The sequence below is a fragment of the Caproiciproducens puteiluti genome, from assembly GCF_052442865.1.
Lineage (GTDB): Bacteria > Bacillota > Clostridia > Oscillospirales > Acutalibacteraceae > Caproiciproducens.
Genome location: NZ_CP194790.1, coordinates 1,578,620 through 1,594,815, shown reverse-complemented (window position 1 = coordinate 1,594,815; position 16,196 = coordinate 1,578,620). Strand labels below are relative to the sequence as shown.

Genomic DNA, 16,196 nt, shown 5'->3' with positions numbered 1-16,196 from the left:
ATGGAAGAATATAGCAAATTTTGCAGAAGGGCGGTATGTTTTTTATGGCTATGGGATGGACGGAAGATTTATCCGTAGGAGTAGACGTAATCGATCAGCAGCACAAGATTTGGTTTGAAAAGGCAAACCAGCTGTTTGACGCCGGCAAAAACGGCAAGGCGAAAGAATTCATCGCACAAATGCTGGATTTCCTGGATGAATACACAAAGATGCATTTTCGTGACGAGGAAAAATACATGCTGAGCATTCATTATCCCGAATACGAAACGCAAAAGAAACTTCACACCAACTTTATCGCGGAACTGGCGAAGCTGAAAGACGAATACGCCAGGTCCGGCGGAAATATCGCCGTTATTATCAACGCCAATCAAATGGTGATCAACTGGCTGATTCAGCACATCTCCACACAGGACAAAAAAATAGGCCAATACGTAAGGAGCCATAAAGCCTGAAATCAGGGTTCAGGCCATTTTCAGCAAGTTTGATTGGCAATAAGATCAAATAAAATTAAAAATAACAGTTGAAATCGCCCCGCCAACATGATATAATAGCTTTCGTTGTGGGGGCGTAGCTCAGCTGGGAGAGCGTACGGTTCGCATCCGTAAGGTCGAGAGTTCGATCCTCTTCGTCTCCACCAATATAGAGAACCAATGATTGATACAATCATTGGTTCTCTTTTTAAACGCGAAAAGAGCCGAGCAATACTGGGCTGAACTGCACCCCATTTGTATTCAGTATATCGTACTGAATACAAATGGGGTGATTTTTATGGTTTTCACTATTTCAAATTTTCCTCGCACTTGAGCATTCGTTCTTCGTAGCCGTCCAGCTTCCAGTCCAGCCTCTCCAGAACCGTATTCAGTTCCGCGATTTTGGCGACAATCTGTTCCCGCTGCTCCAGAAGGAGCTTTTTCCGGGCGGGAATGGTTTCCTTCCCCCTGTGAAAAAGCGTAACATATTCAACGAGCGTTTCCACCGAAACGCCTGCCGAACGCATACACTTGATATATTCGACCCAGCGGCAATCTTCCTCGGAATAATTGCGGACACCACTGGAAGTGCGCGCAATATTAGGCAGAAGGCCGATGCGTTCATAATAACGCAGGGTATCCGGAGTCAATTCGTATTTTTTCGCTACTTCCGCAATAGTCACTGGCTTTCACATCCTTGCTCATTTGAGTTTATTATACTCCTCATCGGTAACGGCTTCCAACCACTCATTAGAGCCGCCCTCTGCAGGGACCTCTACCGCCAGATGAGAAAACCAGCTATCCTTTGCCGCACCGTGCCAATGCTTGACCTCGGCGGGAATCTCGACCACGTCGCCGGGATGCAGTTCCCGTGCAGGCCGGCCTTCCGCCTGATACCAGCCGCGCCCCGCGATCACCAGCAGAATCTGGCCGCCCTTGTGATGGATATGCCAGTTGTTGCGGCAGCCCGGCTCAAAGGTTACATTGGCAATATTTATCGCTTGTGTCAGCGGGTTCAGATGTGCCTGACCGATAAAGTATTTGGAAAACATCTTCGGCAGTGGCTGTCCCAGACCAAAAAGATTCTGCTTATCAAATTCCGCGTTGTTCATCATTCTGTACGACCTTTCTCCTTTATGCCTGTTTGCCCATTTCGTAAGCCTGCCGCATGGCCGGGCTGCCTTTGATTTCGCCGATCTGCCACGCGCCGGTGCCGTAAATGATACCCTTTTCATACGCGTCCGGCAGACAGTCCTCGGTGAAACCGCGGAAGCCTTCGATGGTACGCTCCAGCATGCTTTTATCCGTATCCGCGGCAGTCACAATGAAATAGAAATCCTTGTCCGCAATCTCTGTATAGCGCGGCACGGTTCGGTCAATCAGCGTTTTCATTTGTGCATCCATGGCGTAGAAGTAAACCGGCGTCGCCAGAACAATGACGTCGGTCTTGACCATCTTATCAAGGATGGATGCCATGTCGTCCTGCTGCACACATCTGTGCGTGCTGTTGCAGACGCCGCAGCCGGTGCAGTAGCCAATCTTTTTGCCGTGCAGAAACACCTTTTCTGCTTCGTTTCCGGCTTCCTGTGCGCCGTGAATAAATTCGTCGCACAGCGTATCGGAGTTGCCTCCCTTGCGGGGGCTTGCGGAAATCACAAGAACCTTTTTGCTCATCATCGTATTCCTTCCATTTTCTGTTGTATTTTTACTCCTGCATTCTTCTTACAGACACATTTTGAAAATATTCTCAATATCATTCTGGTTCAGCGGCTGGAACCCGGGCAAAGTGCTGCCTCCGCACGCTTTCTTTGCCATGACCGCAAAGTTTTTATCGTCGATACCGATTTCGCGGAAGCTGCTTTTCAGACCAAGCGTCTTAAAGAAGAAATCGCTCAAAAGCGCAATGCTCTTCTTTGCCACATCCATCTGCGGCAGGGAAGCGTTGATACCGAACACGTTTACGCCGAACTGGTAGAATTTCGATACGGTGGTTTCGTCCAGCGTATATTCCATCCAGCGTGGGGTAAGAATGGCAAGACCGAGACCGTGGGTGATATCGTAGATGGCGGAAAGCTCATGCTCCATGGGATGGCAGCTCCATGCCTGACGCTTGCCGCCGTTCACAAAGCCGTTGATTGCCCAGGAACTCGTCCACATCAGATTGGCGCGAGCCTCGTAATTGTCTGGCTGCTTCATGGCAATGGGAGCATACTTGATGATGGTTTTCATCAGCGTTTCCATAATGCCGTCCAGCATCTGTAAATCCTGGTTCATGTTGAAATAGACTTCTATGATATGTGACATCATATCTGCCGCGCCGCAGGCTGTCTGGTATGCGCTGACTGTGTAGGTGTTGGTGGGATCAAGAAATGAAACTTTTGGAAGCATGGGCGGGGCCAACCGGCCAATTTTATCATTCGTTTCCGGGTTGCTGATTACGCCGCCGCAGTCCATCTCCGAACCGGTGGCTGCAAGTGTGAGAATGGTGACGACCGGCAGCGCCTTTTCAATCGGCGCCCATTCACTCAAGAACTTCCATGGATCGAAATCCACGCAGCCACCCGCCGCCATATACTTTGTCGCGTCCAGCGTGGAACCGCCGCCCACGGCAAGAAGGACATCAATTTTCTCTTTCTTACAGATTTCCGCGCCTTCCCGCACGGAATTGATATGCGGGTTCGGGGCAATGCCGCCGAGTTCGAACAGTTCCAGACCGGCGGCCTTGATTTCCGCTACAACCTTGTCATACAGCCCTGTCTTTTTGATGGAGCCGCCGCCATAGGTCAGGAGCACGCGCTTGCCGAAGCGGGAAAGCTCCGGCCCGAGATTGGAAAGTTGATTTTCTCCGAAATAAACCTTCGTGGAGATATCATAAATAAAGTTGTTCATTGTGTTTTCTCCTTTAAATTTTATAATTCCGAGGCATATCCCGGAAACATTTCTTCGTGATACTGCTTTGCTTTGTCTGTAATCGCCATATTGCTTTTCTCCTTCAAAAGCCGCCTCATATTTACAGCCCGGCTTCTCAAATCCATCTTTCCAATGGAGGGTCCGCGTGACCGGCATCACTCCCCCGAATGGCAAGGCCGCGTTTTACCTCTGTCCATAAGCCTATCACCTGGAGTCAACTCCAAGTCAAGTAAATTTTAAAATATTTTTTAATTTATACCTATGAAGGTGTAATAGCACTAAACTACAGTGCCTTTCATGAACACATTCTCACTTCAGCATCTTCTGTTATATCAACAAAAAATGCAGTATGGGCAGGTCGTGAGTTCGATCCTCTTCATCTCCGCCAAAATTTTTATCAAAACAAGCCGATTTCTGTAAAAGAATTGACTTCTTTTTTTATATGATAAAATGAGAATAGATTCGGCCCCGACGTGATTGAGCGGATCAAGGGGCTGACCGGCACTGGCTTTCGAGCCGCAAGGGGAGGAACTTATTCATGCGTAAAATTTTCACTTTTGTTCTGGCTTTGGGTATATTATTCAGCTTGTGCGGATGCAACAAACAGAGTCCAAGCACAAATGATTCCGGCTCGTCCCGGACGATATCGCAGCCCGTGTCAAGTTCTGCGGATTATTCTAATTATCAATCTTATACGGTGGACGATCATGGCAATATCTTAGACCCCAAAACCGGAAAGGTCATGACCAATGACATATTAGCCGTGGACAGCAGCGGAAACATTGTGCTGAAAGAAAACCAACAGGTCGTTGTATCATCAGAGCAAGTCCAGGAAAATAAAAAGCTGTACAGTTCCTCACAAAACACTTCCTCGCAAAGCAGTTCCCAAAGCGCATCAAAGACCGAAGAAGCGAACCGTTCCTCTGCAAGTAAAAAATCCACTTCCTCGGCATTAAAGCCTGCTGCTTCGTCAAAGCCTGCGCCGCACAGCGAGCCGGTTCCCATGGACAAAGCAAAAAACTGGGATTCGCTATACGGCCAAAAGGAATGGACATTCTTTAACACGGAGGCGGGCAGGCAAAAGTATGACGGCTCCTCTGCTTTTGTATGCAGGTTTTCCGCGGGGCAGGATTCTCACGCAACGATTTCTGTGGAATCTTATTGTCTGTTAGACGAATGGAAATATCCTTTGAACAATGACAATGTAGTACGAACAATAAACGGTCAAAAATATGTTCAGACTTTTTGGAGCGGGTATAAGGGAGACCTTTATACTTTTGTCGGCGGCGAAGATACCGTTACACTTGAACTGAGATGCTACGATGCTACCGGTCATAACTGGCTGTCCGATGAATTGAAGTTTAAACGTACAGACAATAACTCTTTACAGCTGATAAGCGGCGATTATAATGAGTTCGGACTGAAAAACGGTGATGTTTTTGTACGATAATCTGCGCCTTGGCAGCAATATAGGTTTATCTCACTTCTTGCAAACGGGTTTTGTGCTGGACTGCGGGCGCCGCATTTTCCGAAGTCTCAAGAGTCCGAGAAAAAATAAAAAAGAACAGGGATCTGAACCAAAAAGGTTCAAAGCCCTGTAGGTTGTATTAAAAGATCAAAGTCAGCGGTTAAAAAACAAAAAAGGCGGGATTAACATGGACAAAGAAAACATCGGGCAAAAAATAAAGATCACAAAAGACGGCCCGTATATCGTTTCAGGAAAGGTACCGATTCATGAAAAAATCATCGTCCAAAAAGGCAGAGAATATGAATTGAACGAGGGACGGGAGCTCCCGCAGTCTGAAAGCTACGCGCTCTGCCGCTGCGGAAAATCGAAAACCGCGCCGTTCTGCGACGGGACACATCTGAAAGCCGGTTTTTGCGGGAAGGAAACAGCCTCCAAGAGCGAATACCACAAGAGAGCCGAGCTGACGGAAGGCTCCGGCATTGACCTTCTTGACGACGGCCGATGCGCCTTTGCGCGCTTCTGCCACAGAAAAAACGGGAACGCCTGGGACCTGGCCGAAAACTCCGACACGGAGGATAACCGGGCGGAAGCTATTCAGGCGGCTTGCGACTGCCCTGCGGGGCGGCTGACGGCTGTTGATAAAGACGGGACAGAGCATGAACCCGTCAGCGAACCGTCAATCGATATCGTGCAGGACCCTGGAAGGGGTGTCAGCGCGGGCATATTTGTCAAAGGCAGTATCCCGATTGAATCAGCCGATGGAACCATGTACGAAACCAGAAACCGGGTTGCGCTTTGCCGCTGCGGGAAATCGGAAAATAAACCGTTTTGTGACGCCAGCCACGTAGTTCAACGATATCTGGATAAATAATGGAACCGCTTTATCCTTCTTCATAGCTAATGATGGGGGTCCCTACTTCTATATTTTCAAAAATCGTTTTCGCCAGATAGAACGGGGCATTGATGCACCCGTGAGTCCCGTTCCTTTTATAGATTTCTCCTCCAAAGGAATATCTCCAGCTGGCGTCGTGTAATCCTGTATTTCCGAAAAAAGGCATCCAGTAAGTGACGTTGGCTTCATATCCCTGGCCGCTTAAAACGGCGCCTTCCTGTTTGTAATTGAGCATGTAAACCCCGGTTACAGTGGACCATCCCCGATTGGGGTTGCCGGTTACCACGGAACCGTTGGCCAGAAGCTTTCCGTCCAAATAAAACCATACATGCTGTTTTGTGATGTTGATTTCCAAATAGGTATTGCCGATTTCATCTTCCCCTCTGAATAAAGCCTTCTGGATATAGACGGGTTCTTTTTCCACTACCTCACCGCGTGTTATATTTTCCAACAGCGCTTCCGCTTCGGCATCCCGGTCGATTTTCCATCCGTAAAGACCGCCTTTCACCGTAACGGTTTTCCCCACAGATGTTTTGAAATTTCTTGCCACTCCGACCGTATCGTATTTTCTGCCCAATTCGTTTATATATTTTTGAACTGAGGTTTTATTGATTACAACATCTAAATCTTCACTGACAGTAAGCCATTTATGGATGGTATCCCCATTTACTGTTTCCTTTTTATCGTCGAACTGATAAGTAATATTTGCCGATACATACCTGTTCAGCAGGTTCTCGACTATGTGCGTTTTATAAGAGCTTAAGGTATACTTTGGCTCTTTGTAGCAATGCTCTTCCTCTAAATTTAAACCTGTTTCTCCCTTTTCAATACTCGCTTTTACGGCCTTGTTCAATTGATCCCGAATGATTGTATTTCCGTATACTTCTTTAACCGCTTCGTATAACCCGCTGGAATACTTGAAATTGACATTTTGCGGTTCCGCGGCAGTCCTATTTAAACAATTTAATTGGTCAATTTTATTTTTTAAAAGGTCCTGATTGTAAACATATAGATCGCTGATCGTATATTTTTTACCTTCGAATAACGAGCCCATCCATTGAAACGGTCTTTGCAGAGAATAAATTCCAGAAATCCCGGCTTTTTCATTATACTGCAAACCGATATCGTGTCCTGCTATCTCCTCTGCTTCCCCATTTCTTTCCGTTAACTCCAGTTCGTAGCCCTTCATATACTCTTTTATCGCCTGAGCCGCAGTACTGTGCGCTTTTAACGAGACATTCGCCCCATTTATCTCCGTATTGAAAAAGAAATGACTGCAGAAGTACAGCGAAATCAATGAATAGATCAATGCAATGGAAGCCGCCGAAATGGCAATATCTATCGCGAGCCCGCTTTTCAGAAGCTTTTTTATATCAATATGTCTCATATGGCTATCCCTACCATCACATTTATAATCAATCCTATCATATGTGCGCATTTTTGCTTTTAAAACTCAAACTCCTTGCTTTAAGTTCTTTTGCGTTTACAGATTTTAGCTGATATAATACTGATAGCAATTCCATTTCAGTTTGCAAGACAAAACACGTTCCTCCCCCGCCTTCGGCGGGGGAGGAACGCAACCCTGTTGCTAAATTAACTGGAAATGCTGTAAACTGTAACAGTACGTTATTCATAAAATGCAAAGGATGGATTCCACTATGATTTTATCGGATAGAACCATTATTAAAATGTTAAACGACAAAACATTGTTGATAGAACCGATCGGAGAAGAGCAAATACAGCCTGCAAGCGTAGATATCCGTCTTGGAAACACATTCAGTATTGTGGAGGACTCACCCGACGGAATCATTACCTTACAAAATGAGATCAGATATAAAACCATTCAAACGGATAAGTATCTTCTCCTCCCCGGGCAGTTTGTCCTTGCCACTACATTGGAGTATTTTGTAATGCCCGATAATCTAACCGCGTTTGTTGAGGGAAGAAGCTCCCTTGGAAGATTGGGCTTGTTTATTCAGAACGCCGGATGGGTGGACCCTGGATTTGAAGGAGAAATCACCCTTGAATTATTTAATGCGAACCGCTGTGCGATAGAACTGCAATCCGGCTGGAGAGTGGGACAGCTTGTATTTGCCCAAATGGACGATATCGCCCTCAAGCCCTATCAGGGGAAATATCAGGGGCAAAAAGGTGCTACGGGTTCAAGAGTGTTTATGGATAAAGAAAGTGACATTTCCGTTCTTTAAGACAGAGAAGCAAATTGAAAGCCGGATTTATACGTGATCTATTGAATCAAGAGGACAATCCATGTCAAACAAATCAAATTGGATTTACAATAAGCTGCTGGAACACTACGGAGATCTCGGTTGGTGGCCGGGGAATTCCTATGAAATTATGGTTGGAGCCGTTTTAGTCCAGAATACGGCGTGGGGAAATGTTGAACGGTCGCTGGCAAACTTTGGTGACAGGCTTACCCCTGAATATATCGAAGCCCTGCCGCTGGATGAATTAATCAGGCACATCTATCCCAGCGGGTTTTACACTGCAAAGGCGGTCTGTTTGAAAAATATAACCGCGTGGTATAAACAATATGGATATTCCGTGGAAACGGTTCAACAACAGCCGCAGGACAAAATTAGAAAGGAACTGCTTGCCATAAAGGGAATCGGACAGGAAACCGCAGATGCCGTCCTGCTCTATGTCTTTTACTTCCCCACATTTGTAATCGACGCTTACATAAAAAGGCTGGCAGAGAGGCTGTCCGTCCCTGTGAAACTGGAATACAAACCGCTGCAGACATATTTCACAGAGGGAATTGAGAAAGACGCCGTATTATTCGGCAAATACCATATATTGATTTTGGAGCATGGGAAAAGGCACTGCAAAAAGAAGCCTAAATGCGGTGGCTGTCCATTCGTAAACGAATGCAGCTTTCCGAACCAGCAAAAAAGCACGCCCTTGCAGTAATGAATTCTGTAACCAAAGCACGTCGATAAGCTGCATTTAATGAGCATAATGTGTCGTCTTCCCTCCCGTTCGAGCTTTACATTATGTTTATGATAAACAGCCTGTTATGTTATATAAATACTGTGTATGTTATCAGGTCATGAAAGGGGTAATTTAATGAATCGATGTGATTGGTGTAAATCAGATGACCAATATATCAAATATCATGATGAAGAATGGGGAGTTCCGGTCTACGATGATAGAAAGCAATTTGAATTTTTAGTACTAGAATCTGCGCAGTCTGGGCTAAGTTGGCTGACCATACTTAGAAAAAGAGAAAATTATCGAATAGCTTACGATAATTTCGAACCGGAAAAAGTTGCAGCATATGATGACAAAAAAATAGATGAGCTTCTCTCAAATCAAGGAATCATTAGGAATAGAAGAAAAATTGAAGCCTCGATCAACAATGCACGTAAATTTTTAGAAATTCAAAAAGAGTTTGGCAGCTTCAACAGCTATATCTGGAGATTTGTAAATCAACAGCCAATTATGAATAGCTACCAAAATATATCACAAATTCCTGCAACTTCAGCTTTGTCAGATGTGATCAGCAAAGATTTAAAGCAAAGAGGGTTCCGCTTTCTGGGCTCAATTACAATCTACTCTCATATGCAGGCAACAGGTATTGTGAATGACCATGTTGACTCTTGTTTCAGGAAACACAGTTGCACAAAATAATCTATCGAATCTTATTATTTAAATTACATGAAGTTAACGAGTTCCTCTAAACTTCGTATAAGACCGGCAATGTGTGTCGGAGAGTGAAAAACGAGCTACGCATTATGTTTACGACATTCATTGAGAACATTTTCTAATTATTTAATACAACAGTGGGTGATGATATATGGGGCTGATGTCTAATTTTTTATATGATTTTAGCACCAACGCATTTGCCAACCGAAAACATCTTCAGCTTATTCCAACAGGACGAGTTACTAAGAATATATTCGCCGTCAGGACAGGCTCAGTCAATTTATTTATATATAAAAAAGGCTCCGATCAGATTGCGATAGACTCCGGTTATGGAAAATCTATTTTGAGACGGGAGCTTTCGTCTCTGAATATTAATCCGGACACAATCACTAGTCTATTTCTAACACATACCGATTTTGACCACGCAAGAGGATTGTCTGTCTTTCAAAATGCTCAAATATATCTCTCCTCACATGAGGAACCCATGATAACAAGGAAAGTTTCAAGAAAATATGGCATTATTTATAACAGAAAAATCAACAAACCATATAAACTACTAAAAGACAATGATGAAGTTGCGATTGGAACAATCAAGGTCAGAGCGATTGAAACACCCGGTCACACTCCTGGATCAATGACTTATCTGATTGATGATAAATTTTTATTTGTAGGTGACGCTTTTAGGTTGATTGACGGAAAAGCGCATCCTAACAGTTCATTTTATTGCATGGATACAGAGGAACAAGAAAAATCCATCAAAAGACTGGCTAAATTAAAAAATGTACAATTAGTTTTCACAGCACACGGTGGACAAAGTAACGATTATGATTACGTAATGGCGAACTGGATACATATGAAATAACATATTCTTTATTAATTCAGATTCAGCAAAATCTGATTGCTACAGGTAAGCAGAATAAAGAGCACAAATTCGGATTATTTTATCTAAGCGAAGGAGAACTTGGATTATGATTACTATTTATGATTGGTTTGGCTATGAAATGTCAATACAGGAGCGTTACCGCTCGATAAAACAAGCCGGGTTTGATGGTGTTTTAATGTGGTGGAGTGAAGGCTTTGGTCGGAATGATTACCGTAGCGGTCCAAGAATTGCGCGAGAAGCGGGGCTTTTTATAGAAAATATCCACACGCCATTTCAAGTCAAAGAGAACCTTTGGCTTGACAATCTGAACGGGGAATCCGCAGCCGATTGCTATTTACAATGTGTTGCAGATTGCGCCGAATTTGAGATTCCGACAATGGTGGTACACCTGCCGGACGAAGACAATACAAATAGCACATTGGTGCTGGATATAATTAACAGAATCGCTGAAAAAGCGGAACAACTTGGCGTCAATGTTGCGCTGGAGAATTTATGGAACTTTACCACTTTGGCATATATACTAGGGCAGGTAGATTCTCTGCGTATCGGATTCTGTTATGACTGTGCACATCACTACCGGTACTGTCCGGGCGATGACTTATTATCCATGTACGGTTCCCGGTTGATGGCACTGCATTTACATGATAATTGCGGAGATGCCACACACCGGTTGCCCTTTGACGGTACAATTGATTGGTCTGTGGCCATGAAAAAGATCACCGAAACTGGTTATTCTGGTCCGACCGCAATTGAGGCCATGAATTGGGGTTATGAGGATCTATCGGCGGATAAATTTTTATTTGAAGCGTTTGAACGAGCAAAAAGGCTGGAAACACTCAGACTCACTAAATAATAAAAAATGAGTAATCTTCATCGTTTCTCGAAACAAGCAATTGGTTAGCTCAGAAAGTTTGAGCTTCGTATAATTGCTTTGACAATCATTGAAAATACGGTCTAATTATTTTTATGAGAGGAATTTAAAAATGGAGATTATATTTACAAATGGCGATGATGAACGATTTGTTGATTTGTGCCATAAATTAGATGAACATCTAAATGATGTCGTTGGTGGGGAAAAGCAAAGAAAACAGTATATTCAATATAATACACTGGAAAACATACATGACGTTGTTCTGATTATTGAAGATGGCAAAGCAGTTGCATGTGGTGGATTTAAAGAATATGAACCTGGCACTGCAGAAATCAAAAGAGTATTTACAGAAAAGGGCTGCAGGAATCGTGGTTATGGTAAGTCTATAATGAATGCACTTGAAGAGAGAGCACTCAATAAGGGATATACAAAGTTGATATTAGAAACAGGATTTTTACTAAAAGAAGCAATGAGAATGTATACCTCGATCGGATTTCATGTTATCAAAAATTATGGCCAGTATATCAATATGCCAGAATCCGTATGTATGGAAAAGAAACTGTTTTAAATACGGGTTTTGAAAAACAGGAAAGAAGAACAGGCTATCTGAAAACCTTTCCGAAATCGAAATGAAGTTCACAAATGAGCCCGATAGGGAATTCGCACTGTTTATATAACATGCAAACAGACAGGAATTCCTGCATCGACAGGAACCGTCACAGAAAGAAGGTCATGCTGCAATGGTAATATACTACAGCTCAACTGGTAATTCAAAGCATGTTGCTGTAAAACTGCACGAAACATTTCAAGGAGATATGGTGGATGTTTGTGACTTTGAAGAGCCTGCCGTATTTCACTTAAAAGACGGGGAGCCTCTATTTCTGACGACATTTAATTGTTTTTGGGGAATTTCAGACCGGATGGAAACATTCATCCGAAAAAGTGAATTTATAAACGTCAGTAAAATAGTCGTTATTGTCACATGCGGCGGGTATTTGGGCGGAGGAGACGCTGTGATAGAAAAGCTTTTTCTGGAAAAAGGACTTCCTAAACCAACCGTCTACTCTCTCGTCATGGTCACAAACTATTCGATATTGCATGACATACCATCCTTGGAGACGCAGAAAAAGAAATTGATTTATGCAGAAAAAGTTCTTCATAAGATCATTCAAGGGACCCAAAAGCCTTATCGAAGCAACTGGCTCATACGCCGATTAACGCCCGGCATTCACACTCATTATGAGAAAGCCCGAAGCACCTCCCCCTTTACTGTGAACCATTCTTGCATTCGTTGTGGGCTGTGTGTGAAGAATTGTCTGGTTCATGCGATAGAAATGAAAGAAAACAAGCCGTTCTGGGTACTTCCGAAATGCGATAATTGCCTGCGCTGTCTTCATCATTGTCCGGCTGCAGCAATCAACTATGGAGATTCCACCCGGAATCGTGTGAGATATACTTACGAATCTTGTCTGAAGGGTCTTTTATAATTTACAAAATATGATCGGTCTGATTATGAGCATTACAGCCAATTCGGATTATCGTACTATTAAGGAGTTTAACATGTGGGAATATACAACAGTGACTTTCAACAGCCTCTTTGACACGGTGAAAAGCTTAAAGAGGAAAAGCGATGCGGTGCTGGAACGGTACGGCAAAGACGGCTGGGAGCTTGTGAACTTTCAATGTGCCGGCGGTCTGGGTTCTATGATGATCTTTGTGTTTAAAAGAGAAAAGAAATAAAAGGGTACAAGAGAAAAACCACCTCAATTAAGAACAAAGGAGAGCAGAACCATGGAGAGCAAAATTGCAAACGCAGTCAGCCTTCGTTACTCGCCCATAGCCGTTCTTTTTTCCGACAGCAAGCCGGAAGGCGCTTTGCAATTCGCACAGGGCCGTCACGGCTGCGTGGCGGCAATGCTGATGTCCGCGGCGAAAGGGAGAACCGCCGCTTTTGACCGTCAGACATTTGGCTGTCTGGGCGGGGGAACCGGCCTTGGCTTCGGCAATCAATACACCAAATTTCCCGGTGGAATCGAATATTACCTTTCGACGGGCAATCAGGAGTTTGCCCGCAGCGAAGCCGCCAAAAATTTTCATACCTCCACCCCGCTGGACGTAGGGGAAAGATATTATAAGACCCCGGAGCTTGCAAAAAAGTTCATCGACTCCCTGCCTATGACGGACGTCCCGACCGAATACGTCCTGTTTAAGCCGCTGGAACGGGTGGACGGGATCGAAACGCCCGAAGATATCGTATTCCTGGCAAATCCGGACCAGCTTTCCGCGCTGATCGTCCTGGCCAACTACGACCGGGAAGCCGGAGAAACGGAAACCGTAATCGCCCCCTTCGGTGCCGGATGCCACAGCGTGTGTATCCTGCCGTTTGCCCAGGCAAAAAAGGAACATCCCAGCGCGATTATCGGTATGACGGATATCTCTGCGAGAAAATACATCGATAAGGACCTGCTCTCCTTTGCCGTCCCCTATCAGATGTTCTTACAGATGGAAAATAACGTGCAGGGCAGCTTCTTACAGGGCGCGACCTGGGCCAGGGTATTGGAGAGAAACCAATAATTTTCAGTACAGATAATTCTATATACAGATAAGCGGCGGACAAGATTTTATCCTGTCCGCCGCTTTCCTTTTATGCTTATTTGCTTTTTGTATCGGTGTAGACGAGAACCGCGTCACGCAGAAACGCAGCCAGCCCCGGCTGGTGCTTATCATAATAGGCGGTGAAGCGCGGATCGTCCACATACATCTGTGCGACCCCGGCGTGTGCTTCCCTGCTGTAGCTGTCCCAATAGAAGGTCAGCCACTGACGGTGCAGGTCCGCCGCCCGCTGCGCAAGCTCCCCGGCGGGGTCCCCCGTCCGGTAGGCGCTGAGAAGCGTCTGCATGATTTCCTCACCCAGAGCGGTAACCCGGTCGTACTCTTCCTGCGTCATATTCTTCAGCTTCCGGTTGCTTCTGTCTACCGCTTCTTCTCCGTACTTCTCATGGATTTCCGCTCCGTATTTCCGTTCGTTTTCGTCAACGAGCTTCTGCTTAAAGCCTTCAAATTTTTCCTGATCGGCCATATCTGTCTCTCCTTTCGCGTAAGCCAGTGTTTTTTCCACATTGGCGATGAGCGCGTCGAGCCGCGCCCTTCTGGCAAGGAGCTTCTCACGGTGGGAACTCAAAGCGTCCTTCACGGTAAAATCCGGTGCGCTGAGGATTTTCCCTATTTCCTCCAGACTGACGTCCAGCTCGCGGTAAAACAGGATCTGCTGCAGGCGGTCGACCTGATCCTGCCCGTAGATACGGTATCCTGATGAGTTGATCCTCGCCGGCTTGAGAATATTGATCTCATCATAGTACCGCAGCGTACGTGTGCTGACACCCGACAGCCGCGCCAACTTCTGAATCGTGTATTCCATGAAATCCCCTCCCTGCAAAAAGATCATACACCTTTCCGTTACGTCAATGTCAATAGCCTGTTTTTTCCAATCGATTTTTTTCTACAGCATCTCCAGTTAATTCTGCAATAAGGTTACGTTCCTCCCCCGCCTTCGGCGGGGGAGGAACGTGTTTTGTCTTGCAAACTGAAATGGAATTACTATAGTTTTACCGCTGCGCTCTTTTGGGCAGGAATACGCCGGAATTTCCTCACATATACTGGTAGAAAGCGATTCTGCGCAAAGAAAGGACAGCCGCTTTACCGCCATTTTTATAAGGAAAAGGTGTGATGGATTTGGTGATACATATCGTGCGGCAGGGGGACAGCATCTATTCCCTCTCCAGACGTTACGGCGTTTCCATACAGAAAATCATTGCCGACAACAGTCTGGAAAACACGGAACGGCTGATGATCGGGCAGGCGATCGTGGTGGACGCGGACAGTGTCGACCATACCGTGGCTTCCGGAGAATCGCTGTATTCCATCGCCCGGCGCTACGACACCACGGTGTTCCGCATTCTGAGCGCGAATCCTTCCATCACCGACCCCTCCAGAATCAGGGCAGGTCAGGTCATTACGATTCCCCTTTCCACCGAAAAGCTGGGAACCATCGATGTAAACGGATACGCTTTCCCAAACATCAACACCACTACGCTTGAAAACACCCTGCCCCATCTCACCTATCTCAGCATTTTCAGCTATCAGGTCCGTCCGGACGGCAGTCTGGCCCCCATACAGGACACCCCGCTGATTCAGGCCGCTTGGAATCAGAATGTCGGTCCCATGATGGTCATCACTAACATTCAGGAGGGAGCCAGCTTTAACAGCGATCTGGCCCATACCATTCTGGCGAATCCGGATATTCAGAATACCCTTTTGGAAAATATCGTAAGGACGCTGAACGCAAAACAGTATTACGGGCTCGATATCGATTTTGAATATATCTTTCCAAATGATAAGAACAACTATAACAGCTTTATCAAAAAGGTCGTCGACAGGCTGCATCCGCTGGGCTATACCGTTACCACCGCTCTCGCGCCGAAAACCAGCGAGGGACAGACGGGGCTGCTGTACGAGGCGCACGACTATGCCACGCACGGCACCCTTGTGGACCACGTTATCCTGATGACCTACGAATGGGGCTACACCTACGGGCCGCCCCGCGCGGTCGCCCCGGTCAATCTGGTGGAGAATGTGCTGCAATACGCCGTTTCCGTCATTCCCAGCAAAAAAATCCTGATGGGGATTCCCAATTACGGCTACGACTGGACGCTTCCCTTCGTTCAGGGCAGCGCCGCCCGCTCGCTGACCAACCCCGGCGCCGTCAGCCTGGCGTCCAGAGTGGGCGCGCAGATTATGTTCGACGAGGAGGCGCAGTCCCCCTTCTTCAATTACTATGAAAATGGAAAACAGCACGTCGTCTGGTTCGAGGATGCCCGAAGCATTCAGGCGAAGCTCAGGCTGGTGGATCAATACAATCTGGGAGGTGTCAGTTACTGGACCATCAACAGTTTCTTCCCCCAGAACTGGATCGTGCTGAACTCCATGTACAATGTCAGAAAAGTAAGATAAGCAGAAAGAAGGGTCTGAGCGGGAAGCTC

19 protein-coding genes and 1 tRNA gene are annotated in these 16,196 nt (G+C 45.7%); 14 read left to right on the top strand and 6 right to left on the bottom strand.

Annotation, left to right across the window (positions count from 1 at the left end; all coding sequences use genetic code 11):
- Nucleotides 1-35: 35 nt before the first annotated feature.
- Both ACRQU7_RS07630 and ACRQU7_RS07625 read left to right on the top strand, forming a co-directional pair.
- Nucleotides 36-452: a bacteriohemerythrin gene (locus ACRQU7_RS07630; RefSeq protein WP_444644931.1), complete on the top strand. Its 417-nt coding sequence runs from the start codon at nucleotides 36-38 to the stop codon at nucleotides 450-452.
- Between the two features lie 109 nt (nucleotides 453-561).
- Nucleotides 562-637 (top strand) — tRNA-Ala (locus ACRQU7_RS07625).
- A 141-nt stretch (nucleotides 638-778) separates the two neighbouring features.
- Here ACRQU7_RS07625 and ACRQU7_RS07620 read toward each other — a convergent pair.
- The 4 genes from ACRQU7_RS07620 to ACRQU7_RS07605 all read right to left on the bottom strand — a co-directional run bounded on the left by ACRQU7_RS07620 (nucleotide 779) and on the right by ACRQU7_RS07605 (nucleotide 3,359).
- Nucleotides 779-1,153 (bottom strand): MerR family transcriptional regulator, encoded by a 375-nt coding sequence (locus tag ACRQU7_RS07620; protein WP_141827891.1) that lies wholly within the window; start codon nucleotides 1,151-1,153, stop codon nucleotides 779-781.
- Nucleotides 1,154-1,171: 18 nt separating this feature from the next.
- The gene (locus ACRQU7_RS07615) at nucleotides 1,172-1,522 is read right to left on the bottom strand and encodes a cupin domain-containing protein (RefSeq protein WP_444645541.1); all 351 of its coding nucleotides are present in this window, start codon (nucleotides 1,520-1,522) and stop codon (nucleotides 1,172-1,174) included.
- Nucleotides 1,523-1,604: 82 nt separating this feature from the next.
- Nucleotides 1,605-2,144, bottom strand: coding sequence for a flavodoxin family protein (locus tag ACRQU7_RS07610; RefSeq protein WP_444645539.1), 540 nt, complete (start codon nucleotides 2,142-2,144; stop codon nucleotides 1,605-1,607).
- Between the two features lie 48 nt (nucleotides 2,145-2,192).
- A complete protein-coding gene (locus ACRQU7_RS07605; protein ID WP_444644929.1) occupies nucleotides 2,193-3,359 on the bottom strand; it encodes an iron-containing alcohol dehydrogenase in 1,167 nt (388 codons plus the stop codon).
- Nucleotides 3,360-4,164: 805 nt separating this feature from the next.
- On the opposite strand from ACRQU7_RS07605, the gene ACRQU7_RS07600 reads away from it, so the two are divergent.
- Both ACRQU7_RS07600 and ACRQU7_RS07595 read left to right on the top strand, forming a co-directional pair.
- Nucleotides 4,165-4,830 (top strand): hypothetical protein, encoded by a 666-nt coding sequence (locus tag ACRQU7_RS07600; RefSeq protein WP_444644927.1) that lies wholly within the window; start codon nucleotides 4,165-4,167, stop codon nucleotides 4,828-4,830.
- A gap of 205 nt (nucleotides 4,831-5,035) precedes the next feature.
- The gene (locus tag ACRQU7_RS07595) at nucleotides 5,036-5,719 is read left to right on the top strand and encodes a CDGSH iron-sulfur domain-containing protein (RefSeq protein ID WP_444644925.1); all 684 of its coding nucleotides are present in this window, start codon (nucleotides 5,036-5,038) and stop codon (nucleotides 5,717-5,719) included.
- A 10-nt stretch (nucleotides 5,720-5,729) separates the two neighbouring features.
- Here the strand turns inward: ACRQU7_RS07595 and ACRQU7_RS07590 are convergent, their stop codons facing one another.
- On the bottom strand, nucleotides 5,730-7,127 hold the full coding sequence (locus ACRQU7_RS07590) for a peptidoglycan binding domain-containing protein (protein WP_444644923.1): 1,398 nt from the start codon (nucleotides 7,125-7,127) through the stop codon (nucleotides 5,730-5,732).
- Between the two features lie 271 nt (nucleotides 7,128-7,398).
- Between ACRQU7_RS07590 and dcd the strand changes: the two genes are divergently transcribed.
- The 9 genes from dcd to ACRQU7_RS07545 all read left to right on the top strand — a co-directional run bounded on the left by dcd (nucleotide 7,399) and on the right by ACRQU7_RS07545 (nucleotide 13,731).
- Nucleotides 7,399-7,947 (top strand): dCTP deaminase, encoded by a 549-nt coding sequence (dcd, locus tag ACRQU7_RS07585; protein ID WP_444644921.1) that lies wholly within the window; start codon nucleotides 7,399-7,401, stop codon nucleotides 7,945-7,947.
- A gap of 61 nt (nucleotides 7,948-8,008) precedes the next feature.
- Nucleotides 8,009-8,668 (top strand): endonuclease III domain-containing protein, encoded by a 660-nt coding sequence (locus ACRQU7_RS07580; RefSeq protein WP_444644919.1) that lies wholly within the window; start codon nucleotides 8,009-8,011, stop codon nucleotides 8,666-8,668.
- A 156-nt stretch (nucleotides 8,669-8,824) separates the two neighbouring features.
- Nucleotides 8,825-9,388 (top strand): DNA-3-methyladenine glycosylase I, encoded by a 564-nt coding sequence (locus ACRQU7_RS07575; protein WP_444644917.1) that lies wholly within the window; start codon nucleotides 8,825-8,827, stop codon nucleotides 9,386-9,388.
- 166 nt (nucleotides 9,389-9,554) lie between these two features.
- Nucleotides 9,555-10,265: an MBL fold metallo-hydrolase gene (locus ACRQU7_RS07570; protein WP_444644916.1), complete on the top strand. Its 711-nt coding sequence runs from the start codon at nucleotides 9,555-9,557 to the stop codon at nucleotides 10,263-10,265.
- Between the two features lie 106 nt (nucleotides 10,266-10,371).
- Nucleotides 10,372-11,139 carry a sugar phosphate isomerase/epimerase family protein gene (locus ACRQU7_RS07565; RefSeq protein ID WP_444644914.1) on the top strand — a complete coding sequence of 256 codons (768 nt, stop codon included), beginning with the start codon at nucleotides 10,372-10,374 and terminating at the stop codon, nucleotides 11,137-11,139.
- Between the two features lie 130 nt (nucleotides 11,140-11,269).
- Nucleotides 11,270-11,725: a GNAT family N-acetyltransferase gene (locus ACRQU7_RS07560; RefSeq protein WP_444644912.1), complete on the top strand. Its 456-nt coding sequence runs from the start codon at nucleotides 11,270-11,272 to the stop codon at nucleotides 11,723-11,725.
- A gap of 172 nt (nucleotides 11,726-11,897) precedes the next feature.
- The gene (locus ACRQU7_RS07555; RefSeq protein ID WP_444644910.1) at nucleotides 11,898-12,644 is read left to right on the top strand and encodes an EFR1 family ferrodoxin; all 747 of its coding nucleotides are present in this window, start codon (nucleotides 11,898-11,900) and stop codon (nucleotides 12,642-12,644) included.
- 73 nt (nucleotides 12,645-12,717) lie between these two features.
- Complete coding sequence (locus ACRQU7_RS07550; RefSeq protein WP_038323646.1) at nucleotides 12,718-12,897, top strand: DUF4177 domain-containing protein; 180 nt, start codon at nucleotides 12,718-12,720, stop codon at nucleotides 12,895-12,897.
- Nucleotides 12,898-12,948: 51 nt separating this feature from the next.
- Entirely contained in the window at nucleotides 12,949-13,731 is a 783-nt protein-coding gene (locus tag ACRQU7_RS07545; protein ID WP_444644908.1) for a DUF169 domain-containing protein, read from the top strand.
- Between the two features lie 76 nt (nucleotides 13,732-13,807).
- On the opposite strand, the gene ACRQU7_RS07540 is transcribed toward ACRQU7_RS07545, so the two are convergent.
- Nucleotides 13,808-14,575 carry a MerR family transcriptional regulator gene (locus tag ACRQU7_RS07540; RefSeq protein WP_444644906.1) on the bottom strand — a complete coding sequence of 256 codons (768 nt, stop codon included), beginning with the start codon at nucleotides 14,573-14,575 and terminating at the stop codon, nucleotides 13,808-13,810.
- Between the two features lie 314 nt (nucleotides 14,576-14,889).
- Here ACRQU7_RS07540 and ACRQU7_RS07535 point away from each other — a divergent pair, with 314 nt between their 5' ends.
- A complete protein-coding gene (locus ACRQU7_RS07535; RefSeq protein ID WP_444645537.1) occupies nucleotides 14,890-16,167 on the top strand; it encodes a glycosyl hydrolase family 18 protein in 1,278 nt (425 codons plus the stop codon).
- Nucleotides 16,168-16,196 lie beyond the last annotated feature (29 nt).

Bases quoted from the DNA above. Each gene is read 5' to 3' on its own strand.
- ACRQU7_RS07630 (WP_444644931.1), top strand. From the start codon at position 36: ATGTTTTTTATGGCTATGGGATGGACGGAAGATTTATCCGTAGGAGTA.
- ACRQU7_RS07615 (WP_444645541.1), bottom strand. From the start codon at position 1,522: ATGTTTTCCAAATACTTTATCGGTCAGGCACATCTGAACCCGCTGACA.
- ACRQU7_RS07610 (WP_444645539.1), bottom strand. From the start codon at position 2,144: ATGAGCAAAAAGGTTCTTGTGATTTCCGCAAGCCCCCGCAAGGGAGGC.
- ACRQU7_RS07605 (WP_444644929.1), bottom strand. From the start codon at position 3,359: ATGAACAACTTTATTTATGATATCTCCACGAAGGTTTATTTCGGAGAA.
- ACRQU7_RS07595 (WP_444644925.1), top strand. From the start codon at position 5,036: ATGGACAAAGAAAACATCGGGCAAAAAATAAAGATCACAAAAGACGGC.
- ACRQU7_RS07590 (WP_444644923.1), bottom strand. From the start codon at position 7,127: ATGAGACATATTGATATAAAAAAGCTTCTGAAAAGCGGGCTCGCGATA.
- dcd (WP_444644921.1), top strand. From the start codon at position 7,399: ATGATTTTATCGGATAGAACCATTATTAAAATGTTAAACGACAAAACA.
- ACRQU7_RS07580 (WP_444644919.1), top strand. From the start codon at position 8,009: ATGTCAAACAAATCAAATTGGATTTACAATAAGCTGCTGGAACACTAC.
- ACRQU7_RS07575 (WP_444644917.1), top strand. From the start codon at position 8,825: ATGAATCGATGTGATTGGTGTAAATCAGATGACCAATATATCAAATAT.
- ACRQU7_RS07570 (WP_444644916.1), top strand. From the start codon at position 9,555: ATGGGGCTGATGTCTAATTTTTTATATGATTTTAGCACCAACGCATTT.
- ACRQU7_RS07565 (WP_444644914.1), top strand. From the start codon at position 10,372: ATGATTACTATTTATGATTGGTTTGGCTATGAAATGTCAATACAGGAG.
- ACRQU7_RS07560 (WP_444644912.1), top strand. From the start codon at position 11,270: ATGGAGATTATATTTACAAATGGCGATGATGAACGATTTGTTGATTTG.
- ACRQU7_RS07555 (WP_444644910.1), top strand. From the start codon at position 11,898: ATGGTAATATACTACAGCTCAACTGGTAATTCAAAGCATGTTGCTGTA.
- ACRQU7_RS07550 (WP_038323646.1), top strand. From the start codon at position 12,718: ATGTGGGAATATACAACAGTGACTTTCAACAGCCTCTTTGACACGGTG.
- ACRQU7_RS07545 (WP_444644908.1), top strand. From the start codon at position 12,949: ATGGAGAGCAAAATTGCAAACGCAGTCAGCCTTCGTTACTCGCCCATA.
- ACRQU7_RS07540 (WP_444644906.1), bottom strand. From the start codon at position 14,575: ATGGAATACACGATTCAGAAGTTGGCGCGGCTGTCGGGTGTCAGCACA.